The 19,444-nt window shown below is 55.0% G+C and carries 19 protein-coding genes; 9 read left to right on the top strand and 10 right to left on the bottom strand.

Features of this window, described 5'->3' with window-relative positions; genetic code table 11:
• Window positions 1-20: 20 nt before the first annotated feature.
• On the bottom strand, window positions 21-905 hold the full coding sequence (locus tag TH3_RS11085; RefSeq protein WP_007089337.1) for a MurR/RpiR family transcriptional regulator: 885 nt from the start codon (window positions 903-905) through the stop codon (window positions 21-23).
• Window positions 906-1,280: 375 nt separating this feature from the next.
• Here TH3_RS11085 and TH3_RS11080 point away from each other — a divergent pair, with 375 nt between their 5' ends.
• The 5 genes from TH3_RS11080 (at window position 1,281) to TH3_RS11060 (ending at window position 6,899) form a co-directional block, all read left to right on the top strand.
• Window positions 1,281-1,802, top strand: a complete 522-nt coding sequence (locus TH3_RS11080; RefSeq protein WP_007089338.1) for a TRAP transporter small permease — start codon at window positions 1,281-1,283, stop codon at window positions 1,800-1,802.
• Entirely contained in the window at window positions 1,799-3,079 is a 1,281-nt protein-coding gene (locus TH3_RS11075; RefSeq protein ID WP_007089339.1) for a TRAP transporter large permease, read from the top strand. The genes TH3_RS11080 and TH3_RS11075 overlap by 4 nt, the downstream gene beginning before the upstream one ends.
• A gap of 95 nt (window positions 3,080-3,174) precedes the next feature.
• Window positions 3,175-4,230 carry a TRAP transporter substrate-binding protein gene (locus TH3_RS11070; RefSeq protein ID WP_007089340.1) on the top strand — a complete coding sequence of 352 codons (1,056 nt, stop codon included), beginning with the start codon at window positions 3,175-3,177 and terminating at the stop codon, window positions 4,228-4,230.
• A 90-nt stretch (window positions 4,231-4,320) separates the two neighbouring features.
• Window positions 4,321-5,790, top strand: a complete 1,470-nt coding sequence (locus TH3_RS11065; protein ID WP_007089341.1) for a M81 family metallopeptidase — start codon at window positions 4,321-4,323, stop codon at window positions 5,788-5,790.
• A 38-nt stretch (window positions 5,791-5,828) separates the two neighbouring features.
• Entirely contained in the window at window positions 5,829-6,899 is a 1,071-nt protein-coding gene (locus TH3_RS11060; protein WP_007089342.1) for a D-TA family PLP-dependent enzyme, read from the top strand.
• A gap of 11 nt (window positions 6,900-6,910) precedes the next feature.
• On the opposite strand, the gene TH3_RS11055 is transcribed toward TH3_RS11060, so the two are convergent.
• Complete coding sequence (locus TH3_RS11055) at window positions 6,911-7,405, bottom strand: hypothetical protein (RefSeq protein ID WP_007089343.1); 495 nt, start codon at window positions 7,403-7,405, stop codon at window positions 6,911-6,913.
• A gap of 202 nt (window positions 7,406-7,607) precedes the next feature.
• On the opposite strand from TH3_RS11055, the gene TH3_RS11050 reads away from it, so the two are divergent.
• The 3 genes from TH3_RS11050 to TH3_RS11040 all read left to right on the top strand — a co-directional run bounded on the left by TH3_RS11050 (window position 7,608) and on the right by TH3_RS11040 (window position 10,045).
• On the top strand, window positions 7,608-8,459 hold the full coding sequence (locus tag TH3_RS11050; RefSeq protein WP_007089344.1) for an alpha/beta hydrolase: 852 nt from the start codon (window positions 7,608-7,610) through the stop codon (window positions 8,457-8,459).
• A 138-nt stretch (window positions 8,460-8,597) separates the two neighbouring features.
• Window positions 8,598-9,548, top strand: coding sequence for a bifunctional Delta(1)-pyrroline-2-carboxylate/Delta(1)-piperideine-2-carboxylate reductase (gene lhpI / locus TH3_RS11045; protein WP_007089345.1), 951 nt, complete (start codon window positions 8,598-8,600; stop codon window positions 9,546-9,548).
• Window positions 9,545-10,045: a thioesterase family protein gene (locus tag TH3_RS11040; RefSeq protein WP_007089346.1), complete on the top strand. Its 501-nt coding sequence runs from the start codon at window positions 9,545-9,547 to the stop codon at window positions 10,043-10,045. The genes lhpI and TH3_RS11040 overlap by 4 nt, the downstream gene beginning before the upstream one ends.
• Before the next feature lie 57 nt (window positions 10,046-10,102).
• Here TH3_RS11040 and TH3_RS11035 read toward each other — a convergent pair whose 3' ends face one another.
• On the bottom strand, window positions 10,103-10,612 hold the full coding sequence (locus tag TH3_RS11035; protein ID WP_007089347.1) for a GNAT family N-acetyltransferase: 510 nt from the start codon (window positions 10,610-10,612) through the stop codon (window positions 10,103-10,105).
• A gap of 102 nt (window positions 10,613-10,714) precedes the next feature.
• On the opposite strand from TH3_RS11035, the gene TH3_RS11030 reads away from it, so the two are divergent.
• Complete coding sequence (locus TH3_RS11030) at window positions 10,715-11,953, top strand: bifunctional alpha/beta hydrolase/OsmC family protein (RefSeq protein ID WP_007089348.1); 1,239 nt, start codon at window positions 10,715-10,717, stop codon at window positions 11,951-11,953.
• Between the two features lie 86 nt (window positions 11,954-12,039).
• Here TH3_RS11030 and TH3_RS11025 read toward each other — a convergent pair whose 3' ends face one another.
• Genes TH3_RS11025 through TH3_RS10995 form a run of 7 tightly spaced genes read right to left on the bottom strand, consistent with a single transcriptional unit; the run spans window position 12,040 to window position 19,406 of the window.
• Window positions 12,040-12,387: a RidA family protein gene (locus TH3_RS11025; protein ID WP_007089349.1), complete on the bottom strand. Its 348-nt coding sequence runs from the start codon at window positions 12,385-12,387 to the stop codon at window positions 12,040-12,042.
• A 42-nt stretch (window positions 12,388-12,429) separates the two neighbouring features.
• A complete protein-coding gene (locus TH3_RS11020) occupies window positions 12,430-13,725 on the bottom strand; it encodes a M20 family metallopeptidase (RefSeq protein WP_007089350.1) in 1,296 nt (431 codons plus the stop codon).
• A 22-nt stretch (window positions 13,726-13,747) separates the two neighbouring features.
• Window positions 13,748-14,890: an NAD(P)/FAD-dependent oxidoreductase gene (locus tag TH3_RS11015; RefSeq protein ID WP_007089351.1), complete on the bottom strand. Its 1,143-nt coding sequence runs from the start codon at window positions 14,888-14,890 to the stop codon at window positions 13,748-13,750.
• Window positions 14,887-15,930 carry a histone deacetylase family protein gene (locus TH3_RS11010; RefSeq protein WP_007089352.1) on the bottom strand — a complete coding sequence of 348 codons (1,044 nt, stop codon included), beginning with the start codon at window positions 15,928-15,930 and terminating at the stop codon, window positions 14,887-14,889. The genes TH3_RS11015 and TH3_RS11010 overlap by 4 nt, the downstream gene beginning before the upstream one ends.
• 55 nt (window positions 15,931-15,985) lie before the next feature.
• Window positions 15,986-16,915, bottom strand: a complete 930-nt coding sequence (gene kce / locus TH3_RS11005; RefSeq protein WP_007089353.1) for a 3,5-dioxohexanoate:acetyl-CoA acetone transferase — start codon at window positions 16,913-16,915, stop codon at window positions 15,986-15,988.
• The gene (locus TH3_RS11000) at window positions 16,912-18,285 is read right to left on the bottom strand and encodes an aminotransferase family protein (protein WP_007089354.1); all 1,374 of its coding nucleotides are present in this window, start codon (window positions 18,283-18,285) and stop codon (window positions 16,912-16,914) included. The genes kce and TH3_RS11000 overlap by 4 nt, the downstream gene beginning before the upstream one ends.
• Before the next feature lie 23 nt (window positions 18,286-18,308).
• A complete protein-coding gene (locus tag TH3_RS10995) occupies window positions 18,309-19,406 on the bottom strand; it encodes an ABC transporter ATP-binding protein (protein WP_007089355.1) in 1,098 nt (365 codons plus the stop codon).
• Window positions 19,407-19,444 lie beyond the last annotated feature (38 nt).

Raw genomic sequence — 19,444 nt, 5'->3', positions numbered from 1 at the left:
TCGATGGGATGGTGGCGTGATTAGTCGCCGATGGGCTGGCGACCTGTCGGCGGATTGAGAGTCAGCAAAGATGACCTGATCCGGCGAAGTTTTTCAAGCGTTCGGTCCGGCGTGCGCCGGGCAACCGCAGTGGCAATGATATCGATGGTTGCCAGAAAAACGTGCCGGGTGGCCGTTGGCTTATAAATATCAGGGTTTTCAGGCATATCAATGCCAATCACAAGGTCGCTTTCGGCGGCAAGCGGACTTTGCGGGTGGGTCATGGAGATGACCTTTGCGCCATATTGGCGGGCAATGGCGGCACTGTGGATCAGTTCGGTCGGGCGGCCGCTGGTGGAGATGGCAAAAAGCACATCTTCCTCGCCAAAGGTCGAGGCCAGCATGCGCTGAAGGTAACCATCACTTTGTGCCTGTGCGGGAATGCCAAGCCGGAAAAACCGGTTGGCGGCATCAAAGGCAACAGTGGTTGAGCCGCCGCCAACGCCCATAAAGGCGATCTGGCGGGCATTGGCCAGAATATCGGCGGCCTTGTCGATTTCGGTGCTTGAAAGCTGATCGCGCAGCAGTCGAAGGTTATCGACAATCACGCCCAATACATGATTGGAAAGCACGTCGGCGGCTGTTGTGTCGTCGGCCAGATCTTCGGGGGCAAGATATTGCATACTGACCGCAAGGTTCTGCGCCAGCCGTATTTTGAAATCACGAAACCCGTCGCACCCAAGGGTCCGGCAAAACCGGATCACGGTCGGTTCGCTGACGCCGACCTTTTGCGCAAGATCGGAAAGCGCGATGGTGGTGACGTCCTGCAAATGATCCTGAACGTAGTCGGCAACCCGTTGTTCGCGTGCGGGAAAGGTTCCGGCCTTTCGACGCAGGAGGCTGATGATATCGACAGTAGGTTGCATGCAAGCGTTCCGATCATTTTCGAATATGAGGTGTTGTTGCCAACACCCCGCTGATAAATATCACTTTTTCAGTTTGCAGGCGATAGCTGCGATCTTGATCCCGAGATTGCCCATCCTGCCGGATTTAACCGCAAAGCGGGTAGGGCGTTGATTGCCGAAATGCTTGATCGCCGTTGTTGTCTTACGGTGGTTTTGGGCAGGTGACCCAATAATATAGGTAAAAATGTAGTTTAACTACCTATAATATCATTCGTCTCGGAACATTTGGGGTGATATCTAAGATTATGGTGTAAAAATATGTAGACAAGCTACAAAAATATCCTCAATGTGTAGAAAAATTACACAAAACATTCATCAGCGGAGAGATTGAGTAAGATGGCGCTGCGCCGTGTTGAAACCACAGCCGCAATGATCAGCCGGTCGTTAAACTGGGTGGTCGAACGAGTGATTGCCGTCCTGATGCTGGCCCTTGTGCTGGATGTCTGGCTGGGCGTGATTGATCGTTACATTTTCCACTGGCAACTGCCCTGGCCCGAAGAACTTGCGCGCTATCTGATGATCTGGGCGGCGCTTCTGGCGGTATCGGCCGGGATTGCGCGGCGTGAACATATCGGCATCGGGATGTTTATCCTTAATACGCCAAAGCCGGTTCAGCGCACGGTGCTGTTCTGTGTCGATCTGATTGCGCTGTGTGCGTTTCTGTATCTGGCGATTTATGGCTTTGATTTTGCCGTGGGCGGTATGCGCCGTCAGGCGATGATTTTTGGCATGACGCTGGCACTGCCTTATGCGGCGGTGCCGGTTGCGTCACTTCTTGCTGCCATTCAGCTGTTGCTGGTCGCACTTCGCGATCAGGGACGTTTTGTTCCCATTGATCTGGCGGAGGGCGCAGAATGATCGTCGGTATTGCTTTTGTCGTTCTGATGGTTCTGGGTATGCCGATTGGTTTTGCCCTTGGCGTTGCCGGGGTGATTGGCCTTTATGACATGGGCGGGGGCATGTTCCTTGTTCAGGGGCCCAGCAAGGTCTTTAACGGTCTGAACGTTTTCCCGTTTCTTGCCATGCCGTTCTTTATTCTGGCGGGCGAAATCATGAACCATATCGGCATCACCAGCCGCCTTGTCCTGTTTGCGCAGGCGCTTGTCGGGCATTTTCGTGGTGGGTTGGCGCATACCAACATGCTGGCGTCGGTTTTCTTCGCCGGGTTGACCGGGGCGGCGACTGCTGATGCGGCGGCCTTTGGCAAGACACTGGTGCCAGCCATGGTTGAACGGGGCTATCGGCGGGATTATGCCTGTGCGGTGACGGCCGCCGGATCGATCATCGGCCCGACCATTCCGCCGTCGGGTTTGATGGTTGTTTACGGATCGTTGATGGGGGTCTCGATTGGCGGGTTGTTTGCCGCCGGTATCCTGCCGGGGCTTATGATCTGTCTGATCTGCATGACGGTGATTGCGGTAACCGCCCGGTCCAAGAACCTGCCGAAAAACGAACGTCGGGCAAGCCTTCTGGAAATCTGGAAGATTTTCAAATCATCAATCACGGCCCTGATCATGCCTTTGATCATTCTGGGCGGCATTCTGGGCGGGATTGTCACCCCGACGGAGGCGGCATCGGTCGCCGTGGCCTATGCGCTGTTTATCGGTATCTTTATTTACCGTGCGCTGACATTTGCCGATTTCTTCAAGATGCTGATCCGCACCGCGCGTGTTACGGGGGTGATTTTCATCATCATTGCCTTTGCGTCGATCCTTGGCTGGTGGCTGAGCTTCAATCGCATTCCGCAGGAAGTCGCAAGCCTTGTGCTGAGCCTATCGTCTGATCCCTATATGGTCATTTTCATGATCGTCGCCCTGTTGCTGATGATCGGGATGGTCATGGATATCAATGCGATCCTGATCATTCTAGCACCGGTTCTGGTGCCATTGACGGTTCAGATCGGCATGGACCCGATCCATGCCGGGATCATCTTTGTCCTTGCGCTTAACATTTCCCTGATGACGCCGCCCGTGGGGGCCTGCCTTTTCGTGCTGTCGTCTGTCACGGGTGAAAAGCTTGAAAAAATTGCTGCCCAGCTTTGGCCGTTCCTTTTGGCGGAACTGGGTGTGCTGTTCCTGTTTGCCTTCTGGTCCGATCTTGCCCTCGCGATCCCGCGATTGCTGGGCTTCCGGTAACCGGCGGCAATGAAACGCCCCGATCAGGTCCGGATCGGGGCACCAAAACCAAGACCGCGGACAGAAATAAAAGGCCTTAATCAAGGAGAGGTAGAATGAATACGATGAAGCGTTTCGGGGCATTTGCCCTTGCGACGGCCATGTTGGCCAGCACCACGTCATTGGCTTATGCGGAACCCAAGGTTCTGAAATTTGCCCATGACAACAAGGAAGACCCGTTTGAAAACCCGGCGCATGCCTGCACCGCTGTTTTCGCCAACATTGTCGAAGCCGACACCAATGGCGAGATCAAGGTTGAGGTTTATCCGTCCAACCAGCTTGGTTCGGCGGCCGAACATGTGCAGATGGTCCGTGATGGCCTTATTCAGGCGACCCTGACCTCGACCGGGGCGATTGCATCCTATTATCCGCGTATCGATGTTCTGAACCTTGCATTCGCGTTTGACAGCAACGCATCGACCTATGACGTGTTTGATGGTCCGTTTGGTCAGAAACTGGCAAGCGATATCGAAAGCACCCTTGGCGATGTCAAGGTTCTTGGTTTCCCGGATACCGGCGGGTTCTTTGCCGTGACCAACTCCAAGCACCCGATTGCAACGCTTGAGGACTTCAAAGGCATTCGTGTTCGCACCATGTCGCTGCCGTCGCACCAGAAAATCATGCAGTCACTGGGCGCAGAAGCCTATCCGATGGCGTGGGGTGAAGTGTATGCCGGTCTTCAGACGGGCGTGATTGATGGTCAGATGAACCCGGTTCCGACCGTGACCTTTGCCAAATTCAACGAAGTGCAGGGCTATCTGACCCTGACCAACCACCTGTTTTCGCCCTACACCTTTATGCTGTCGAAAGCATTCTGGGATGATCTGACTGCCGATCAGCAGAAGATTGTTCGATATGCCGCACAGTCCTGCGTTGTTGCCAGCCGTGGTGTATCGCGCGTGATCGAGGCATCTGATCGTGGTCTTGCCGGTTTGACCGACAAAATGGAAATCACGGCATTGAGCGCGCAAGAGCGTCAGAAGCTTAAAGATGTGACCCAGCCGGTCGTGCTCAAACACGTTCAGGAATCTTTGGGCACGGAAGGCGTTGAACTTCTCGAACTGTTCCAGACGGAAGTCGATAAGGCCAACGCCCACCGCTACATGGAATAATCCATGCGCGTGCGGGTGGTGCTTCATCCGCACGCATTTTTCTTTTGCACATAAAATATGATGATTACAAAGAACAAAAAGGATGGGGTCATGAGGATTTTTTGCGCCTCTATTGCGACCGAAACCAATACATTCTCGCCGTTGCGCACCGATTTTTCCGATTTCAAGGAAAGCTTCTATGCCCCGCCCGGACAGCATCCCGTCACCCCGACGCTATGCAGTGCCGTCTTTACCGAGGCGCGCGTGCGTGCGGCAAAGGAAGGCTGGGACCTGATCGAGGGAACCGCCACCTGGGCCGAGCCGGGCGGTTTGGTCAATCGGGAAACCTATGAACAATTGCGCGACGAGGTTCTGGGCCAGTTGCGTGCGGCCATGCCGGTTGATGCGGTTATTCTGGGCCTGCACGGGGCGATGGTGGCGCAAGGATATCTGGATTGCGAAGGCGATCTGATTTCGCGTGTTCGCGACATTGTCGGGCCGGACGTTATTATCGGCACCAGTTATGACCCGCACAGCCACCTGACAGAGCAGCGCATTGCGAACGCCGATATTATCGTCGCGTTCAAGGAATTCCCCCATACCGATTTTGTCGATGCCGGGCGTTCGGTGGTTGATCTGGTATTGCGCACGCTTCGCGGCGAGATCAAGCCGACCAAGGCGGTTTTTGACTGCCATATGATTGAGGTGTTGCCGACATCACGCGAACCGATGCGATCCTTTATTGACCGCGCCAAGGCGATGGAGGGGGCCGGTGATGTTCTTTCGGTATCGTTTATTCACGGCTTTATGGCCGGTGATGTGCCCGATCTTGGTGCCAAGGTGATTGTGACCACCAACAATGATCCGGCCAAGGCAAACGAGATTGCCCAAAAGCTGGGTCAGGAGCTTTTCGGGTTCCGTGGTACGACACGGCCAAGTTTTGTAACCCCGGATGTCGCCCTTGATCAGGCATTGGCAAGCGACGCGCGGCCGATTGTTCTGACCGATGTGTGGGATAATCCGGGCGGCGGTGTGCCGGGTGACAGCACGATTTTGCTGCGGGCCGTAATGGCGCGCGGGCTTGGCGATTTTGCGGTTGGCACCATCTGGGATCCGATGGCGGTTCGGATTTGCATATCGGCCGGCGAGGGCGCGACATTGCCGTTACGCTTTGGCGGGAAAACCGGAGCACATGCCGGGGCACCGATTGATGCCGAAGTGCGGGTGAAAAAAATCCGGCGCGATTCATGGCAGTATTTTGGTGACAGCATCGTGCCGCTGGGCGATTGCGCGGTGATCGAGCTTCCGAACGGAGGCGAGGTGATCCTGAATTCCAACCGATCGCAAAGTTTCGATCCCAGCCTGTTTTCGAATATGGGCATTGATCCGACGGCGAAAAAATATCTGTTTATCAAATCGACCAATCACTTCTACGATGCGTTTGCCAAGATCGCGGGCGAGATCATTTATGTCGATGTCCACGGACCTTATCCGTCCGATCCGAAAACCAATGGATATCGTCATCTGACACGCCCGATATGGCCGATTGTTGATGACCCGTTTGCGGCAATTGCAAGCTGATTGCTGCTACCACCTGATTTGATAAGGACGCTGCCCCGATGACCGGAATGCCCCAATATCCCGAACTTGATACGCCGTGCGCGGTTGTTGATCTTGATATCGTTGACCGAAATATCGAAAGCTATCAGGCCTATTGCGACAAACACGGGATCGGGCTGCGTCCGCATATCAAAACCCATAAAATTCCGGCCTTCGCCGCCCAGCAGATGAAGGCCGGGGCGATTGGCATCACCTGCCAGAAAATCGGCGAGGCCGAGGTAATGGCAGATGCGGGGCTGGATGATATTCTTCTGACCTATAACGTATTGGGCGAACGCAAACTGGCCCGTTTGCGGGCCTTGTTTGACCGTATCAAAAGCCTGCGCGTGGTGGCCGACAATGCGGTTGTGGTTGAAGGATTGTCCAAGGCCTTTGCCGACAGTGCCAAGCCGCTTGAAATCCTGATTGAATGCGATACCGGTGGTGGGCGTTGCGGGGTGCAGAACCCGGCAGAGGCCGTTGAACTGGCAAAGAAAATTCAATCGCTTCCGGGCGTGAAATTTATCGGTCTGATGACCTATCCGGCGACCGGTGGTGGTGCCAAGGTTGAGGCATTTTTCACCACGGCCATGAAGGAACTGGATGCGATTGGCCTTGAATGCCCGGTGCGCAGTTCCGGCGGGACGCCCGATATGTGGTTGGCCCATGAAGTGCCGTCTGTGACCGAACATCGCATCGGGACTTATATTTATAATGACCGGTCCCTGATGGCGCGTGGGGTTTGCAAGGAAGATGATTGTGCGCTTCGGGTTTTGACCGAGATCGTATCCTTGCCAACGCCGGGCCGGGCGATCATTGATGCCGGGTCAAAGGTTCTGACATCCGATTTGCTGGGTCTAGACGGATATGGCTATGTCGTGGGGCATCCCGATGTTGCGGTCAAGGCTCTGTCCGAGGAACACGGCATTTTGCATTTCGATCCGGCGACAAAACCGTTTGAAATCGGCCAGCGGATCGAAATCATCCCGAACCATGTCTGCGTTGTCAGCAACATGCTGGATCAGGTGCATCTGGTGCGTAATGGCGATATCGAAACGGTTGATGTTGCCGCGCGTGGTTGCGTGCTTTAAGGCAAGCGTATCTATGCCGGGTCGTGATTGGGCAGATAGCCGGTGAAACCGGTAATCAGCCATTTTCCATCGATCTGTTTTTCGCAGTAATAATGGGTTTTCCAAAGCAGACGGTCGGTTGATCCGTCTGCTTTTTTTATGGTGCCGTTGAAATGTTTGCGCACCAGTGCACGATTGCCGGTGATATCGATTTTCGAAAGGTCGGTAGCACGAAAAACGCCGTCAAACAGGTCTTCGGCATAATCGATTTCCTGTGCGACAATCGCCTGACGCAGCCATTCGTCACGATAGGCTGCCAGATCGGGAAACATCATTTTCCAGTCATCCGGATCGTCGGATTTACAGGCATCAATCGCGTAAAAACCGTCTGCCTTGAAGTCATCTTGCACCATGGACCAGTCGGCCGCGACAAAGGCCGCGATGTCGCGTGGCACCAGCATTTCCCAAATCTGATTGCGATCCGCATCATCGGCGGGGAACGGGCTTTGGATATTGCGGCTGCTCATGGTCTATCCGGCTGATTTTAAAATTGATTTTCGATATTCTGCCATTGCCTTTCAGGTCTTGCAATCACGACCGCATATGTATCGCATTGCGTGAAGAACCTTAGCGTAGCATTTGCAAAAACCTGAAAAATAAAGAAAGATTATCGGACAGGCTTGATCTGCCGATAATAATTCCGGTCCGGGCAACGCAAACGAGGTTCAGATGAGTTGGGGTGGTTTTACCCTTGCCGAGCTTGAATGGCAGTATAATCCGCGCGAAACCGTGCCGGAATATATGACCTGTTTTGACCGGTTTGTGCGTCTGTCCGACGATACACGGGCAAGTGTCCACCACATGACCGATATCCGTTATGGGGGCGGACCCCAGGAAACCATGGATGTTTATCCGGCAGCCGAGCCGGACGCACCGGTGCATGTGTTTTTCCATGGTGGGTATTGGCGAAGCCAGGACAAAAAGGACTATGCGTTTGTTGCCCGCGACCTCAACGCCGCGGGCTTTACTGTCATTTGTGCGAATTATGATCTGTGCCCGGATGTGACGGTGGCGGAAATCACCCATCAGGCGATCCGTTGCATGACCTTCATTTACCAGAATATCGGCGACTTTAACGGGGATCGGGATCGTATCAGCATTTCCGGTCATTCGGCAGGCGGGCAGATTGTCGCGCGGCTCGCGGTCCATCATTGGGAAGATACCCTTAATGATGCCTTTCCGTTTTGTGCGGTTGTTCCGGTTTCCGGGGTTTTTGATCTGGAACCGATCCGGTTCACCAGTATCAACAACGACCTGCAACTTAATGCCGCGACGGCAGCGGATAATTCACCGATGCTTGATGCCGTCCCACACGACATCAAAATGATGGTCGTGGTCGGTAGTAACGAAAGCCCGGAATTTGTCCGCCAAAGCGATGCTTATGCCGCCTATTGCAGTCGGGAAGGGCTGCATGTTCCGGTTTACAAGGCATGGGGGGCGAACCATTTCACGGTGCTTGAAGAACTTTATCTTGGCACCGGTTCACTGTTTGGCCATTTCAAACGTTTTTTGCAGCGTTAATTTCACCCATTTCGGGAAGATTTTTGACCGGAAACAAAGTGAAAAACAGTGTGCGATCCTGTGACGCATGTCCTTTGACGTGGTATAAGATATCAACGCTACCACGCTGAAATCGAAAATAAATTTACAGGAAGGCCCATGCGTTTCATCTCTGCCGAAGAAATCGATAAATTCGTCTCGCCCCGCGATCTGGTTGAGGCGCTCCGTCAAGGATTTGCCGATGGCTGCGAAGCGCCGCTACGCAGCCATTTCAACATGGAACGCAGCAATGAGGATGACGCGACTTTCCTGATCATGCCCGCCTGGCAAAAGGATGGTGCGGCCGGGGTCAAGGTCGCGGCCGTTGTGCCAGGTAATTCGGCGCGTAACCTTCCGGCTGTTTCTGGGACTTATATCCTGCTTGATGCGGTGACCGGGCAACCATCGGCGGTGATTGACGGCACCAAACTGACGACACGTCGCACGGCGGCGGCATCGGCATTGGCGGCGGATTACCTTGCGCGCAAGGACGCCTGCGAAATGGTCATGGTCGGTTCCGGGGCGATGGCACCCAATCTGATCAATGCACATGCGTCGGTGCGTCCGATCAAAAAGGTCACGATCTGGAACCGGAATGGGGACAAGGCGCGGGCGTTGGCCGCAGAAACCGCCACCCTTGGGTTTGAGGCGGTGGGCACGGATGATCTGGAAGCTGCATGCAAAACAGCCGATCTGATTTCATGCGCGACACTTTCGACCGAGCCGCTGGTCCGTGGTGAATGGCTTCGCGAGGGGACGCATGTTGATCTGGTCGGGGCGTTCAAGCCGACCATGCGCGAAACCGATGATGCCCTGATGCAGAAATGCCGGATTTATGTTGATAGTTTTGAAGGGGCCGGTGCCGAAGGCGGCGACGTGGTTCAGCCGTTGAATGCCGGACTGATTTCAAAATCCGATATTCTGGGCGATCTGTTTGGCCTGACCCGCGGTGAGGTCAAGGGACGCGAGACAGATACGCAATGCACCGTTTTCAAATCCGTCGGTCATTCGCTTGAAGATTTCGTTGCGGCGGTCGCGGTTGTCGATGCCGTGGGAAAGGCCGGTAAATGATCAGTGCCGATCTTTTTGCCCCGGAAATGCTGGAAAGTTATCGCGGGACGGTGCCGCAGGACTGGATCGATTTTAACGGGCATGTGAATGTCGGTTATTACGTGGTTGGTTTTGATCTGGGGTCTGTGGCGTTTCTGGACGGGGTCGGGATGGGGCGGACTTATCCCGAACGGCGCGGGTTTTCGACCTTTGCGCTTGAAATGCACATCACCTATGACCGGGAAATTCACCTTAACGATCCGTTCGTGATCCATACGCAAATTCTGGATTGCGATCACAAACGCATTCACATGTATCACGAATTGCGTCACGGGACCGAAGGGTGGCTGTCGGCGACCAATGAAATCATCACGATGCATATCGATATGAAAACGCGCCGTTCGGCGGCATTTCCCGATGACATTCAAAAGACGCTTGATCTGATCCGTGAGGCGCATCGCGATTTGCCGGTGCCAACGGGTGTCGGGCGCAAGATCGGTATTCGCCGCAAGGAATAACGATTTTCAATGCTCCGAAATGAGCAAACCCGCATCCAGTGATGCGGGTTTTTGCGTTCAGGCGACCTTTACAAACAGCTTGCAGGTTTCGCCGCTGTTATTGACGTCCTGATCGCGTTCATAGGTCAGGCCAAGTTTGGTCAGAAGTTTTAGCGATACGGTATTGTCGGGCAGGGTATAGCCAAATATCCGCTCAAACCCGAGAACGTCGTAACCATAGTCGATCAGGGCGTTGCTGACTTCGAAGGCATAGCCCATGCCCTGACGGCTTTCGGTAATGGCATAGCCGATATCGGGCGCATCAAGGGTATCGCGTTTGACAAAACCGCATAGACCGATTGCGGTATGCGTTGCTTTTTCGTCCACGATATAGAGCCCGAAACCGTGTTTCAGATAGCTGCTGAGAAGCCGGTCATCAATAAATTTTCGGGCGGCATCAAGATCATGGATGTTGCGATCCCCGACAAACCGTATCCAGCCCGGTTCGTTCAGCAGTTGCATGATAAAGGGGGCATCATCATGGGTGGCATGACGCACAAGCGTTCTTTTGGTTTCCAGTATTGTCATACTGTATTACCCTTGGTTTCGTGGCAGCGAATATCGCATGCTAGCGTAGAACGTGCATAAATGAACAATGAATTCGCCAAATACCGGCGGCGGAGGTCCGATATGGCTGTAAGGCCGATTAAGCTTAGCTTTGAAGGTGCACTGGGGGCACAGCTTTCGGCACGGTTGGATTTGCCAACGGGGCCGGTTCGGGCCTATGCGCTGTTTGCGCATTGTTTTACGTGCAGCAAGGACCTGACGGCGGCGCGCAAGATCGCGCAGTCGCTGACCATGCAGGGTATTGGGGTTTTGCGGTTCGATTTTACCGGGCTTGGCGGATCGGGTGGTGATTTTGCATCGACCAATTTCACATCCAATCTGGATGACCTGAAACGTGCGGCCGATTTCCTGCGGCATGAATTTGCCGCCCCCCGTTTGCTGATCGGGCATTCGTTGGGCGGGGCTGCGGTTTTGGCCGTGGCCGATAGCGTACCCGAAGCAACCGCGGTTGCAACGATTGGTGCGCCCGCCGATGTCGAGCATGTGACCCATAATTTCGCCGATTACCTTGAAGATATCGAACGGGACGGGCAAGCCGAAGTTTCGTTAAGCGGGCGGCCCTTTGTGATCAAGAAGCATTTCATTGACGATCTGCGTGCCCACAATATTGAAAAATCGGTCGGCAGATTGCACAAGGCGTTGCTTGTGCTACATGCGCCGATGGATCAGACGGTGGGTATTGAAAATGCCGCACGGATTTTTGATGCCGCCAAGCATCCGAAAAGTTTTGTGTCGCTTGATAGTGCGGATCATTTGTTACGCGATCCCGATGATGCGACCTATGCCGCCGAGGTGATCAGCGCCTGGGCCAAGCGTTATATTACCGACGAAGACCCGGTAAATGACGAAGTGCCCGATGGGGCGGTGGTTGTGCGTGAAACCGGGCTTGGCAAGTTTCAGGCGATGGTTCTGGCCGGGCATCACCGCATGTTGGCCGATGAGCCCGAAGATGTTGGCGGGTTTGACAGCGGACCGTCACCTTATGATTTTTTGGCAGCGGCCCTTGGGTCATGCACGGTGATGACGATGCGGATGTATGCCGATCAGAAACAGATACCGGTCGATGGCATTCGGGTCGAAGTCCGACATGATAAAATCCACGCAAGTGATTGTATGGAATGCGGGGCAGAGTTCGAACAAAAGGGCGGCAAGATCGACCGGTTTGAACGGATCATTACCCTGCATGGTGATTTTACCGAGGAAGTCCGGGAAAAACTGATCGCGATTGCCAATAAATGCCCGGTACATCGGACATTGGAAGCCAAGTCATTGATCGTGACACGGGACGAGCGGGATCGGTAGAATTCATATTCCCGTGCAAATGGCCAAAATAAAAACGCCCGGCGAAATCAGCCGGGCGTTTTGCATTCGGGTCGGAAGTGACCGGATTACGGTTTTGCCGCAACCACGATGAATTCAACCAGATAATCTGGGGTGGCAAGTTTGGCTTCGCCGCATGCACGGGCCGGGGTGTGACCCTGCGGGACCCATGCATCCCAGATTTCGTTCATTTTCGCGAAGTCGGCCATATCGGCAAGCCAGATGGTGGTCGACAGGATGTTTTCCTTTGACGCGCCGCATTCGGCCAGAAGGGCATCAACCTTGGCAAGGCATTCCTTGGTCTGGTTGGTGACGTCGCTGCCCGGTTCGCCAACCTGACCGGCAAGATAGATGGTGTTGCCATGGACAACGGCCTGGCTCATGCGGGGGCCGGTGTGAAAACGCTGAATGCTCATCAAAGTCTCCTGATATCAAGATATGATTGGGTTTTGGTATGATTATGCGGCGTGATTATCACGTTTGGTAACGCCGCACCAGTCGGCAATGAACAGGGCAAGGACCTCGGTGACTTCCATCATGCTGGAAATCGAAACCCGTTCGTCAATGCCATGAATTCGTTCGGCTTTCGGGCCATAGCAGGTGGCCGGGATATTGCCGTAAATCTGGAAAAACCGCGCATCCGTGGTGGCGGTGGAGGCATAATTTTTGATCGCATTGCCGGTGACTTCGTGATGGATGTCGCCGATCATGGTCATCATCGGATGGGTTTCGTCCATAACGCATCCCTCCGCCTGAAAACCGCGATAGGTTATCTTGAATTCTGCCCCCCTGCAGGCTGGGTGATTTTCCATCGCACTTTTGGCAACTTCTTCGATGGTTTCACGCACCTTGGCTAATTCCATGCCGGGATAAAAGCCGACACGGATATCGGCCGAACAAACCGGTGGTACGGTTGATGCCCATTCACCGCCTTCGATCTTGCCCAGATTGAAATTCACCGGATGGATATGCGCACCATAGGCCGCATGACGGTGGGTGGGATGGTTCCAGATGTCTTCGACTTCTTTCAGGGTTTCGAAAAAGCCAAAGGCGGCCTCGATGGCGTTACTTCCGGCTGAGGTATCAAGCACATGCGCCGGACTTCCGGTGACGTGAAGCTGAAACCACATCACGCCAAGCTGGGCGGTCATCAGCGTCTGATTGAACGGTTCGGGAATGATCGCACAATCGGCCCGATACCCGGCATGCAGGCAGGCTAAGGCACCATTGCCGGTGCATTCTTCTTCGACAACCGATTGCAGGATCACCGGGGCGGCGGGCTCAAGCCCCAGATCATGAAGGGCGGCAAGGGCATGGTAATAGGCAATGATGCCGGCCTTCATATCGCCAGCCCCGCGGCCATAAAGCCAGTCGCGTTCGACATAGGGATCAAACGGTCCGCGTCGCCATTGCGCCACTGGCCCGGTCGGCACGACATCAATATGCCCGTTTAAAATCAGGCTGCGTCCGGTTTGTTTGGCCGGTTGATGAATACCGACGATATTTTCCCGTCCGTTATATTCCGTCGTAACCGGTGGGGAAAAGCCCGGTAAATCACGCAATGCGTCAATATTGATCGCAACCCGTTCGACCGAAAGCCCCATATCGGCGAAACGATCCGCGACCCAGTTCTGGGCCGATGTTTCATTGCCCAGAAGGCTGTTATGGCGAACCAGTGCGCACAGATCATCAATCGCACGATCCCGGCGATTGGCGACGCTGCGTCGCAGTTCATTGCGATCAAAACGGGTCATGGCACGATTTCCGTATTCTTCCTTACGCGGTTCGGACAAGGCCGGGGCGGGTGGCGGCAAGGGCATCTTCGGTCACGCCAAGTTTCACCATCCGGTCCGGAACGCCATCGCCACAAATCAGGCTGGCGGCATATTCGCCCATGGCCGGGGCGGTTTGAATGCCATAGCCGCCCTGACCGGCAAGCCAGTAAAAGCCATCCGCAACCGGATCGAATGCCGATACCGGATCGCCATCGGGTAAGAAGCTGCGCAGGCCAGCCCATGCTTCGCCCGGTCGATTGACCTTAAGCGTGGTTGCCGTCATCAGGCGGTCAATCGTGATGGCGATATCAAGTTCTTCGGGCTGGACATCGTGGGGAACCGTCGGCGTTGCATCGGAGGGTGACACCAGAAGGCGACCAGCATCTTCCTTGAAATACAGGCCTTCGCCGACGTCTGACACCATGTGCCAGCCATGCGCATTGACATCAGATGGCAGATCAACCATCACCGCCGTGCGGCGTTTGGGGGTGATGCCCAATGGGGTAACGCCCGCCAGTTTTGCGATTTCATCGGCCCAGGCACCGGATGCGTTAACGAGGATTTGGGCCTCATAGGTTTCGCCGCCTGCCGTGACCTGCCAACCGGTTGCGGTCTTTGTGATTGCACTGACATCGGCATTGACGACCAGATCACCGCCAAGCTTTTTGAAATGACGGATAAAGCCCCAATGCAGCGCATGAACATCAATATCCATGGCATCGGTTTCAAGGGCACCGCACGCGATGAGATCGGTATTAAGGATCGGGATCAGCTTTTTGATATCATCGGCTGTCAGGGCGACAACATTCGCGCCATTTGCGCGGCCTTCGGTCAGTAGTTCGTCAATCGCGCCTTCATTGCCGTGGGCAGCGGTCAGGATCACACCGCGCGGGGTCAGGATCGGATTTTCGGTGAAACCTTCGGGCGGGTTCAGGAAAAACTCCCGGCTGGCTGTCGACATCTTGCGGATGATTTTCGGGCCATAGGTTTCGCTGTATAGTGCGGCTGACCGGCCGGTGCTGTGATAGCCGGGCTGATCTTCGCGTTCGAGAACCGTAACGGACCTGCCGTGTTTGGCCAGAAAATAGGCTGCTGACATGCCGGCAATACCGCCGCCAATGATCAGGATATCGGATGTTTTCATTTGGGGCTCCCCGCGGTGGTGGCGTCAAAGGCGCTGATAAACTGAAAAAGGTTTTCAGCCAGTGTGTTACTGACATAACCACCTTCCTGCACTAGCACGGTTGGCAGTTTGAGGCTGCCAATTTTTTCACCGATTTTGGCAAATCCGCCGGGTGTCACGGCAAGTCCGCCAAACGGATCATCCGATGATGCATCCAGACCCAGTGCAATGACAACTGCATCGGCGCTGAAATGATCGATCATGACAAGCGCACGATCAAGGGCGGCCAGAAATGCGTCATCGCCGCTGCCAAGGGGCAGGGGATAATTGTGGTTGAAACCAAGCCCTGCACCCTGTCCGCGTTCTTCGGCATGGCCCCAGAAAAACGGATAGAAATCACGCGGGTCGGCATGGATCGACAGCGTCATGACATCATCACGGGCATAGAAAATATGCTGTGTGCCGTTGCCATGATGCAGATCGACATCAAGGATCGCAACGCGGTCGTATTTGACACGGAGTTCCTGTGCCGCAACCGCGCTGTTGTTCAGGTAACAGAAACCACCGGCGATATCGCGGCTGGCATGGTGGCCGGGGGGACGGCACAGGGCATAGGCCGATCTGGCATTGCCATCGCGGACCTGGCGCGTGGCGGCAATGGCGGTTTGCGCACTGGCATAGGCCGATTGCCAGGTGGTTGCCGATATCGGGCAGGATGTATCGCCCATATGAAAACCGGCCTTGCCCGCCGGTGACCTGGGATAGGGGCCAAGCCGGTCAAACGGATGAATACCGGGCACCACCAGATCAGACCCACCAACAGCCTTCCATTCGGCATGGATGGTTTGCAGGAATTTCAGATATTCGGGCGCATGAATGGTGGCAATCGGACCCATGCCGAAATCATCGGGGGTGCGCAAATCAAGGCCAAGCCGTTTTATGGCAGTGGTCAGGATTTCCGCCCGTTCGGGGACTTCGGGGATTGGCCGTGCTTCGCCTGCGACCATGAATGTCTGGCCGTGATGGCGAAGCTGATCGGCTGAGAAATAGGCATGCATCATGGGCGCCGCCTTTCGTTGGCTTTGCGTCGTGGTGTTGGTGGCAGTTTGTTGTTTCCTAAAAGGCGACCTGATTGGCACCTTTCAGACCCAGCATGGCGCGGGCTTCGTCCGGTGTTGCGATTTCAAGCGATAACCCGTCCAGAACGTTGCGGATTTTGCGAACTTGCGATGCGTTGTCCGGGGCGAGTTCGCCCTTGCGCAAATACAGATTATCTTCAAGACCGACCCGGACATGACCGCCCATGGTGGCCGACATGGTGGCAAGCGGCATCTGATGTCGCCCGGCACCCAGAACCGAAAACTGGTACTGATCGCCAAAAAGTTTGTCGGCGGTGCGTTTCAAATGGGCAAGATTGTCGGGATCGGCCCCGATACCGCCCAGAACGCCCAGAACGAACTGAATGAAAATCGGCCCTTTGATCAGGCCGCGATCAACAAAATGGGCCAGCGTATAGAGATGCCCGACGTCATAACATTCAAATTCAAACCTTGTGCCATTGGCATCGCCGAGATCTGCCAGAATGGTCTCGATATCGGAAAACGTGTTTTTGAAAACAAAATCACGACTATCTTCGAGAAATTTCGGTTCCCAGTCGTGTTTCCAGTCGCTGCGCCCGGCAAGCGCCGGGAACAGGCCGAAATTCATCGTCCCCATATTCAATGACGCCATTTCGGGCGCGGCCTGCTTTGCCGCACGAATGCGGTCCTTTACCGTCATGGTCATGCCGCCGCCGGTCGAAATATTGATCACCGCATCGGTGGCCGATTTGATGCGCGGCAGGAATTGGTTGAAAACAGCCGGTTCCGGGCTTGGAAAGCCGGTTTCGGGATCGCGTGCATGCAGATGCAGGATGGCAGCCCCGGCATTTGCCGCCGCAATTGCCTGATCGGCAATCTGGTCGGGGGTGATTGGCAGGTGCGGGCTCATGGACGGGGTGTGAACCGATCCGGTGATTGCGCAGGTGATGATGACTTTCCGGCTCATGCGAAGGCTCCGGCACGGGTGAGTTCGTCCTGAAGGTCGCCAAGGGCGGCGCGCAACGGAATGAGGATGTCGTCAAACTGATCGGGTGTGATCGTCATGGGCGGGCAGACCATCACATGATCACCGCGATAACCGCCGCGGGTGCGACGCCAGTAAATGATCAGGCCCTTGTCATAGGCAATGTCCACAAGGCGGGCAGCCGCAAGGTGTTTGGGATCAATCGGTTCCATGGTTTCGCGGCCTTTGACCAGTTCGACCGCAAGCAGCAATCCAAGGCCACGCACATCGCCGATGATCGGAAATTCATCGGCAAGTTTGACAAGTTCGGCCTTCAATGCCGCCCCGCTTTGGGTCGCATTTTCCAGAAGGTTGTCTTCATCAATCACATCAAGAACCGCGTTGCCCGCCGCACAGGCCATCGGATTTCCGGCATAGGTATAACCGTGAATAAACCCGCCATGATCAAGAACCGGTCCGACAATGCGATCAGGTGCAATCATCGCCCCCAGCGGGGCATACCCCGCCGCCAGCCCCTTTGACACGGCCAGAATATCGGGTGTGATGCCCCAATGTTCGGCGGCAAAATATTTGCCAGTGCGCCCGGCACCTGTCATGACCTCGTCATAGATCAGAAGAATGCCGTATTGATCACAGATTTCGCGGATACGGGCATAGTAGCTGTCAGGCGCAACCAGTGCGCCGGTCGCAGCCCCGCCAACCGGTTCCATGATGAAACCAAGAACGGTTTCAGGGCCCTGTTTGAGTATTTCGGATTCTAGCATGTTGGCGTATTTCAGGCCGCGTTCATGATTACTCAGATCATCGCGATCCAGATAGCAGGTCGGGGCGGGGATTTTGGGTTGGTCCACCATCATCGGGGCGAAGGGCGCATGCATCGGCGTATAGCCGGTGATGGCAAGCGCACCAAGGGTTGAGCCGTGATAGCTGGGGAAACGCGAAATGATCTTGGTTCGTTGGGCTTGCCCCTTTGCCAGGGCATATTGACGGGCAAGCTTGATGCAGCTTTCGACAGCTTCGGACCCGCCGGAGACAAAAAATACCCGTTCAAGATCGCCCGGTGCGCGTTCGGCAAGGCGGAATGCCAGATTTTCGGCCGCATCATTTTCAAAATGCAGGCGATAGGCGAAACTGGCCTTTTCAAGCTGCGCATTCATTGCGGCAATCACGCGTGGGTCGCTATGGCCGATATTGCTGACCATCGCACCGCTGGAAGCGTCGATATAGCGTTTGCCATCGACATCCCACATATAGACGCCCTTGGCGCGGTCGATCAGCGGCCGGCGCGAACGGCTTTGATAAAACAGGCGGGATTCCCGGTTATGGCCGGTTTTGGGGTTATCATGCGTCACTTCGGGTGGCACTCCAGATCCGGTCAGTCGTGATGACCGGGCAACAACACACAATTTCGGGCGGCAATGTGCATGAACACATCGGCACCTTCGTGATGGGGGCGGGCATCAATCGGGTTGATCACCTGCCAGTCACGACCATTGGCCGTGACGAAATAGCGGGCCTGCTGCCCCAGATAGTCGACTGTTTTGATCCTGCCGGGGATGGCGATCACACCGTCCGTCGCACCGTTCTGATCCGACAGGCCGATTTTTTCAGCGCGGATAACGGCGCGGACGTCTTTTGAACCATTGGTTTTGGCGGTTTGTTCGGATGTGGTCAGCAATGTTTCGCCGCTTTGCAGGGCAACCTTGGTAAAGGCCGCATCCGGTGCACCAAGGGCAGCAGGAATGATATTGGAATGACCAAGGAAATCGGCAACAAAGGCCGATGCGGGATTGTTATAGACGTCTTCAGGCGCGCCTTCCTGTTCGACGACACCGTTATTCATCACCACCAGTTTGTCGGACATGGCAAGGGCTTCGGATTGATCGTGGGTGACGAAAACGGTGGCAATGCCCAGCTCGCGCTGAATACGTTTCAGTTCGACCCGCATTTCTTCACGCAGATTGGCGTCAAGGGCAGATAGCGGTTCATCAAGTAACAGTACATCGGGTTCGATCACGATGGCGCGCGCAAGGGCAATGCGCTGCTGCTGCCCGCCGGAAAGCTGGTTTGGAAAGCGATCCGCAACATGGGGCAGTTGCACCAGATCGAGGGCACGATTGACCTTTTCCCGGATGTCAGATTTGGACACCTTGCGGTATTTCAGGCCAAAGGCGATATTGTCGTAAATCGATTTGTGCGGGAACAGGGCGTAGTTCTGAAAAACCAGTCCCAGATTGCGTTTGTGGATCGGCAGGGCATTGACCCGTTTGCCACGGATCAGCAAATTGCCTTCGGTAATGTCGGTCAGCCCGGCAATCATGCGAAGTGTCGTGGTCTTGCCGCAGCCCGATGGACCCAGAAAGGTCACGAAGCTGTTGTCAGGCACGGTCAGATCCATGCGTTGCACGGCGGTAAATTCGCCGTAACGTTTGACGACATTTTGCAGTTCGACCGCATTTTCGATGTCAGCCATCACAAATAACCCTGTCAGAAAAAGGCGGTGGTGCCCCG

Origin of the sequence: Thalassospira xiamenensis M-5 = DSM 17429 (assembly GCF_000300235.2) — a bacterium.
Taxonomy (GTDB): domain Bacteria; phylum Pseudomonadota; class Alphaproteobacteria; order Rhodospirillales; family Thalassospiraceae; genus Thalassospira; species Thalassospira xiamenensis.
This window is presented reverse-complemented; position numbering and strand designations above follow the sequence as displayed.

Bases quoted from the DNA above. Each gene is read 5' to 3' on its own strand.
- TH3_RS11055 (WP_007089343.1), bottom strand. From the start codon at position 7,405: ATGAGCAGCCGCAATATCCAAAGCCCGTTCCCCGCCGATGATGCGGAT.
- TH3_RS11065 (WP_007089341.1), top strand. From the start codon at position 4,321: ATGAGGATTTTTTGCGCCTCTATTGCGACCGAAACCAATACATTCTCG.
- kce (WP_007089353.1), bottom strand. From the start codon at position 16,915: ATGAGCCGGAAAGTCATCATCACCTGCGCAATCACCGGATCGGTTCAC.
- TH3_RS11085 (WP_007089337.1), bottom strand. From the start codon at position 905: ATGCAACCTACTGTCGATATCATCAGCCTCCTGCGTCGAAAGGCCGGA.
- lhpI (WP_007089345.1), top strand. From the start codon at position 8,598: ATGCGTTTCATCTCTGCCGAAGAAATCGATAAATTCGTCTCGCCCCGC.
- TH3_RS11020 (WP_007089350.1), bottom strand. From the start codon at position 13,725: ATGACCCGTTTTGATCGCAATGAACTGCGACGCAGCGTCGCCAATCGC.
- TH3_RS11070 (WP_007089340.1), top strand. From the start codon at position 3,175: ATGAATACGATGAAGCGTTTCGGGGCATTTGCCCTTGCGACGGCCATG.
- TH3_RS11025 (WP_007089349.1), bottom strand. From the start codon at position 12,387: ATGAGCATTCAGCGTTTTCACACCGGCCCCCGCATGAGCCAGGCCGTT.
- TH3_RS11035 (WP_007089347.1), bottom strand. From the start codon at position 10,612: ATGACAATACTGGAAACCAAAAGAACGCTTGTGCGTCATGCCACCCAT.
- TH3_RS11050 (WP_007089344.1), top strand. From the start codon at position 7,608: ATGAGTTGGGGTGGTTTTACCCTTGCCGAGCTTGAATGGCAGTATAAT.
- TH3_RS11010 (WP_007089352.1), bottom strand. From the start codon at position 15,930: ATGATGCATGCCTATTTCTCAGCCGATCAGCTTCGCCATCACGGCCAG.
- TH3_RS10995 (WP_007089355.1), bottom strand. From the start codon at position 19,406: ATGGCTGACATCGAAAATGCGGTCGAACTGCAAAATGTCGTCAAACGT.
- TH3_RS11080 (WP_007089338.1), top strand. From the start codon at position 1,281: ATGGCGCTGCGCCGTGTTGAAACCACAGCCGCAATGATCAGCCGGTCG.
- TH3_RS11030 (WP_007089348.1), top strand. From the start codon at position 10,715: ATGGCTGTAAGGCCGATTAAGCTTAGCTTTGAAGGTGCACTGGGGGCA.
- TH3_RS11015 (WP_007089351.1), bottom strand. From the start codon at position 14,890: ATGAAAACATCCGATATCCTGATCATTGGCGGCGGTATTGCCGGCATG.
- TH3_RS11060 (WP_007089342.1), top strand. From the start codon at position 5,829: ATGACCGGAATGCCCCAATATCCCGAACTTGATACGCCGTGCGCGGTT.
- TH3_RS11040 (WP_007089346.1), top strand. From the start codon at position 9,545: ATGATCAGTGCCGATCTTTTTGCCCCGGAAATGCTGGAAAGTTATCGC.
- TH3_RS11075 (WP_007089339.1), top strand. From the start codon at position 1,799: ATGATCGTCGGTATTGCTTTTGTCGTTCTGATGGTTCTGGGTATGCCG.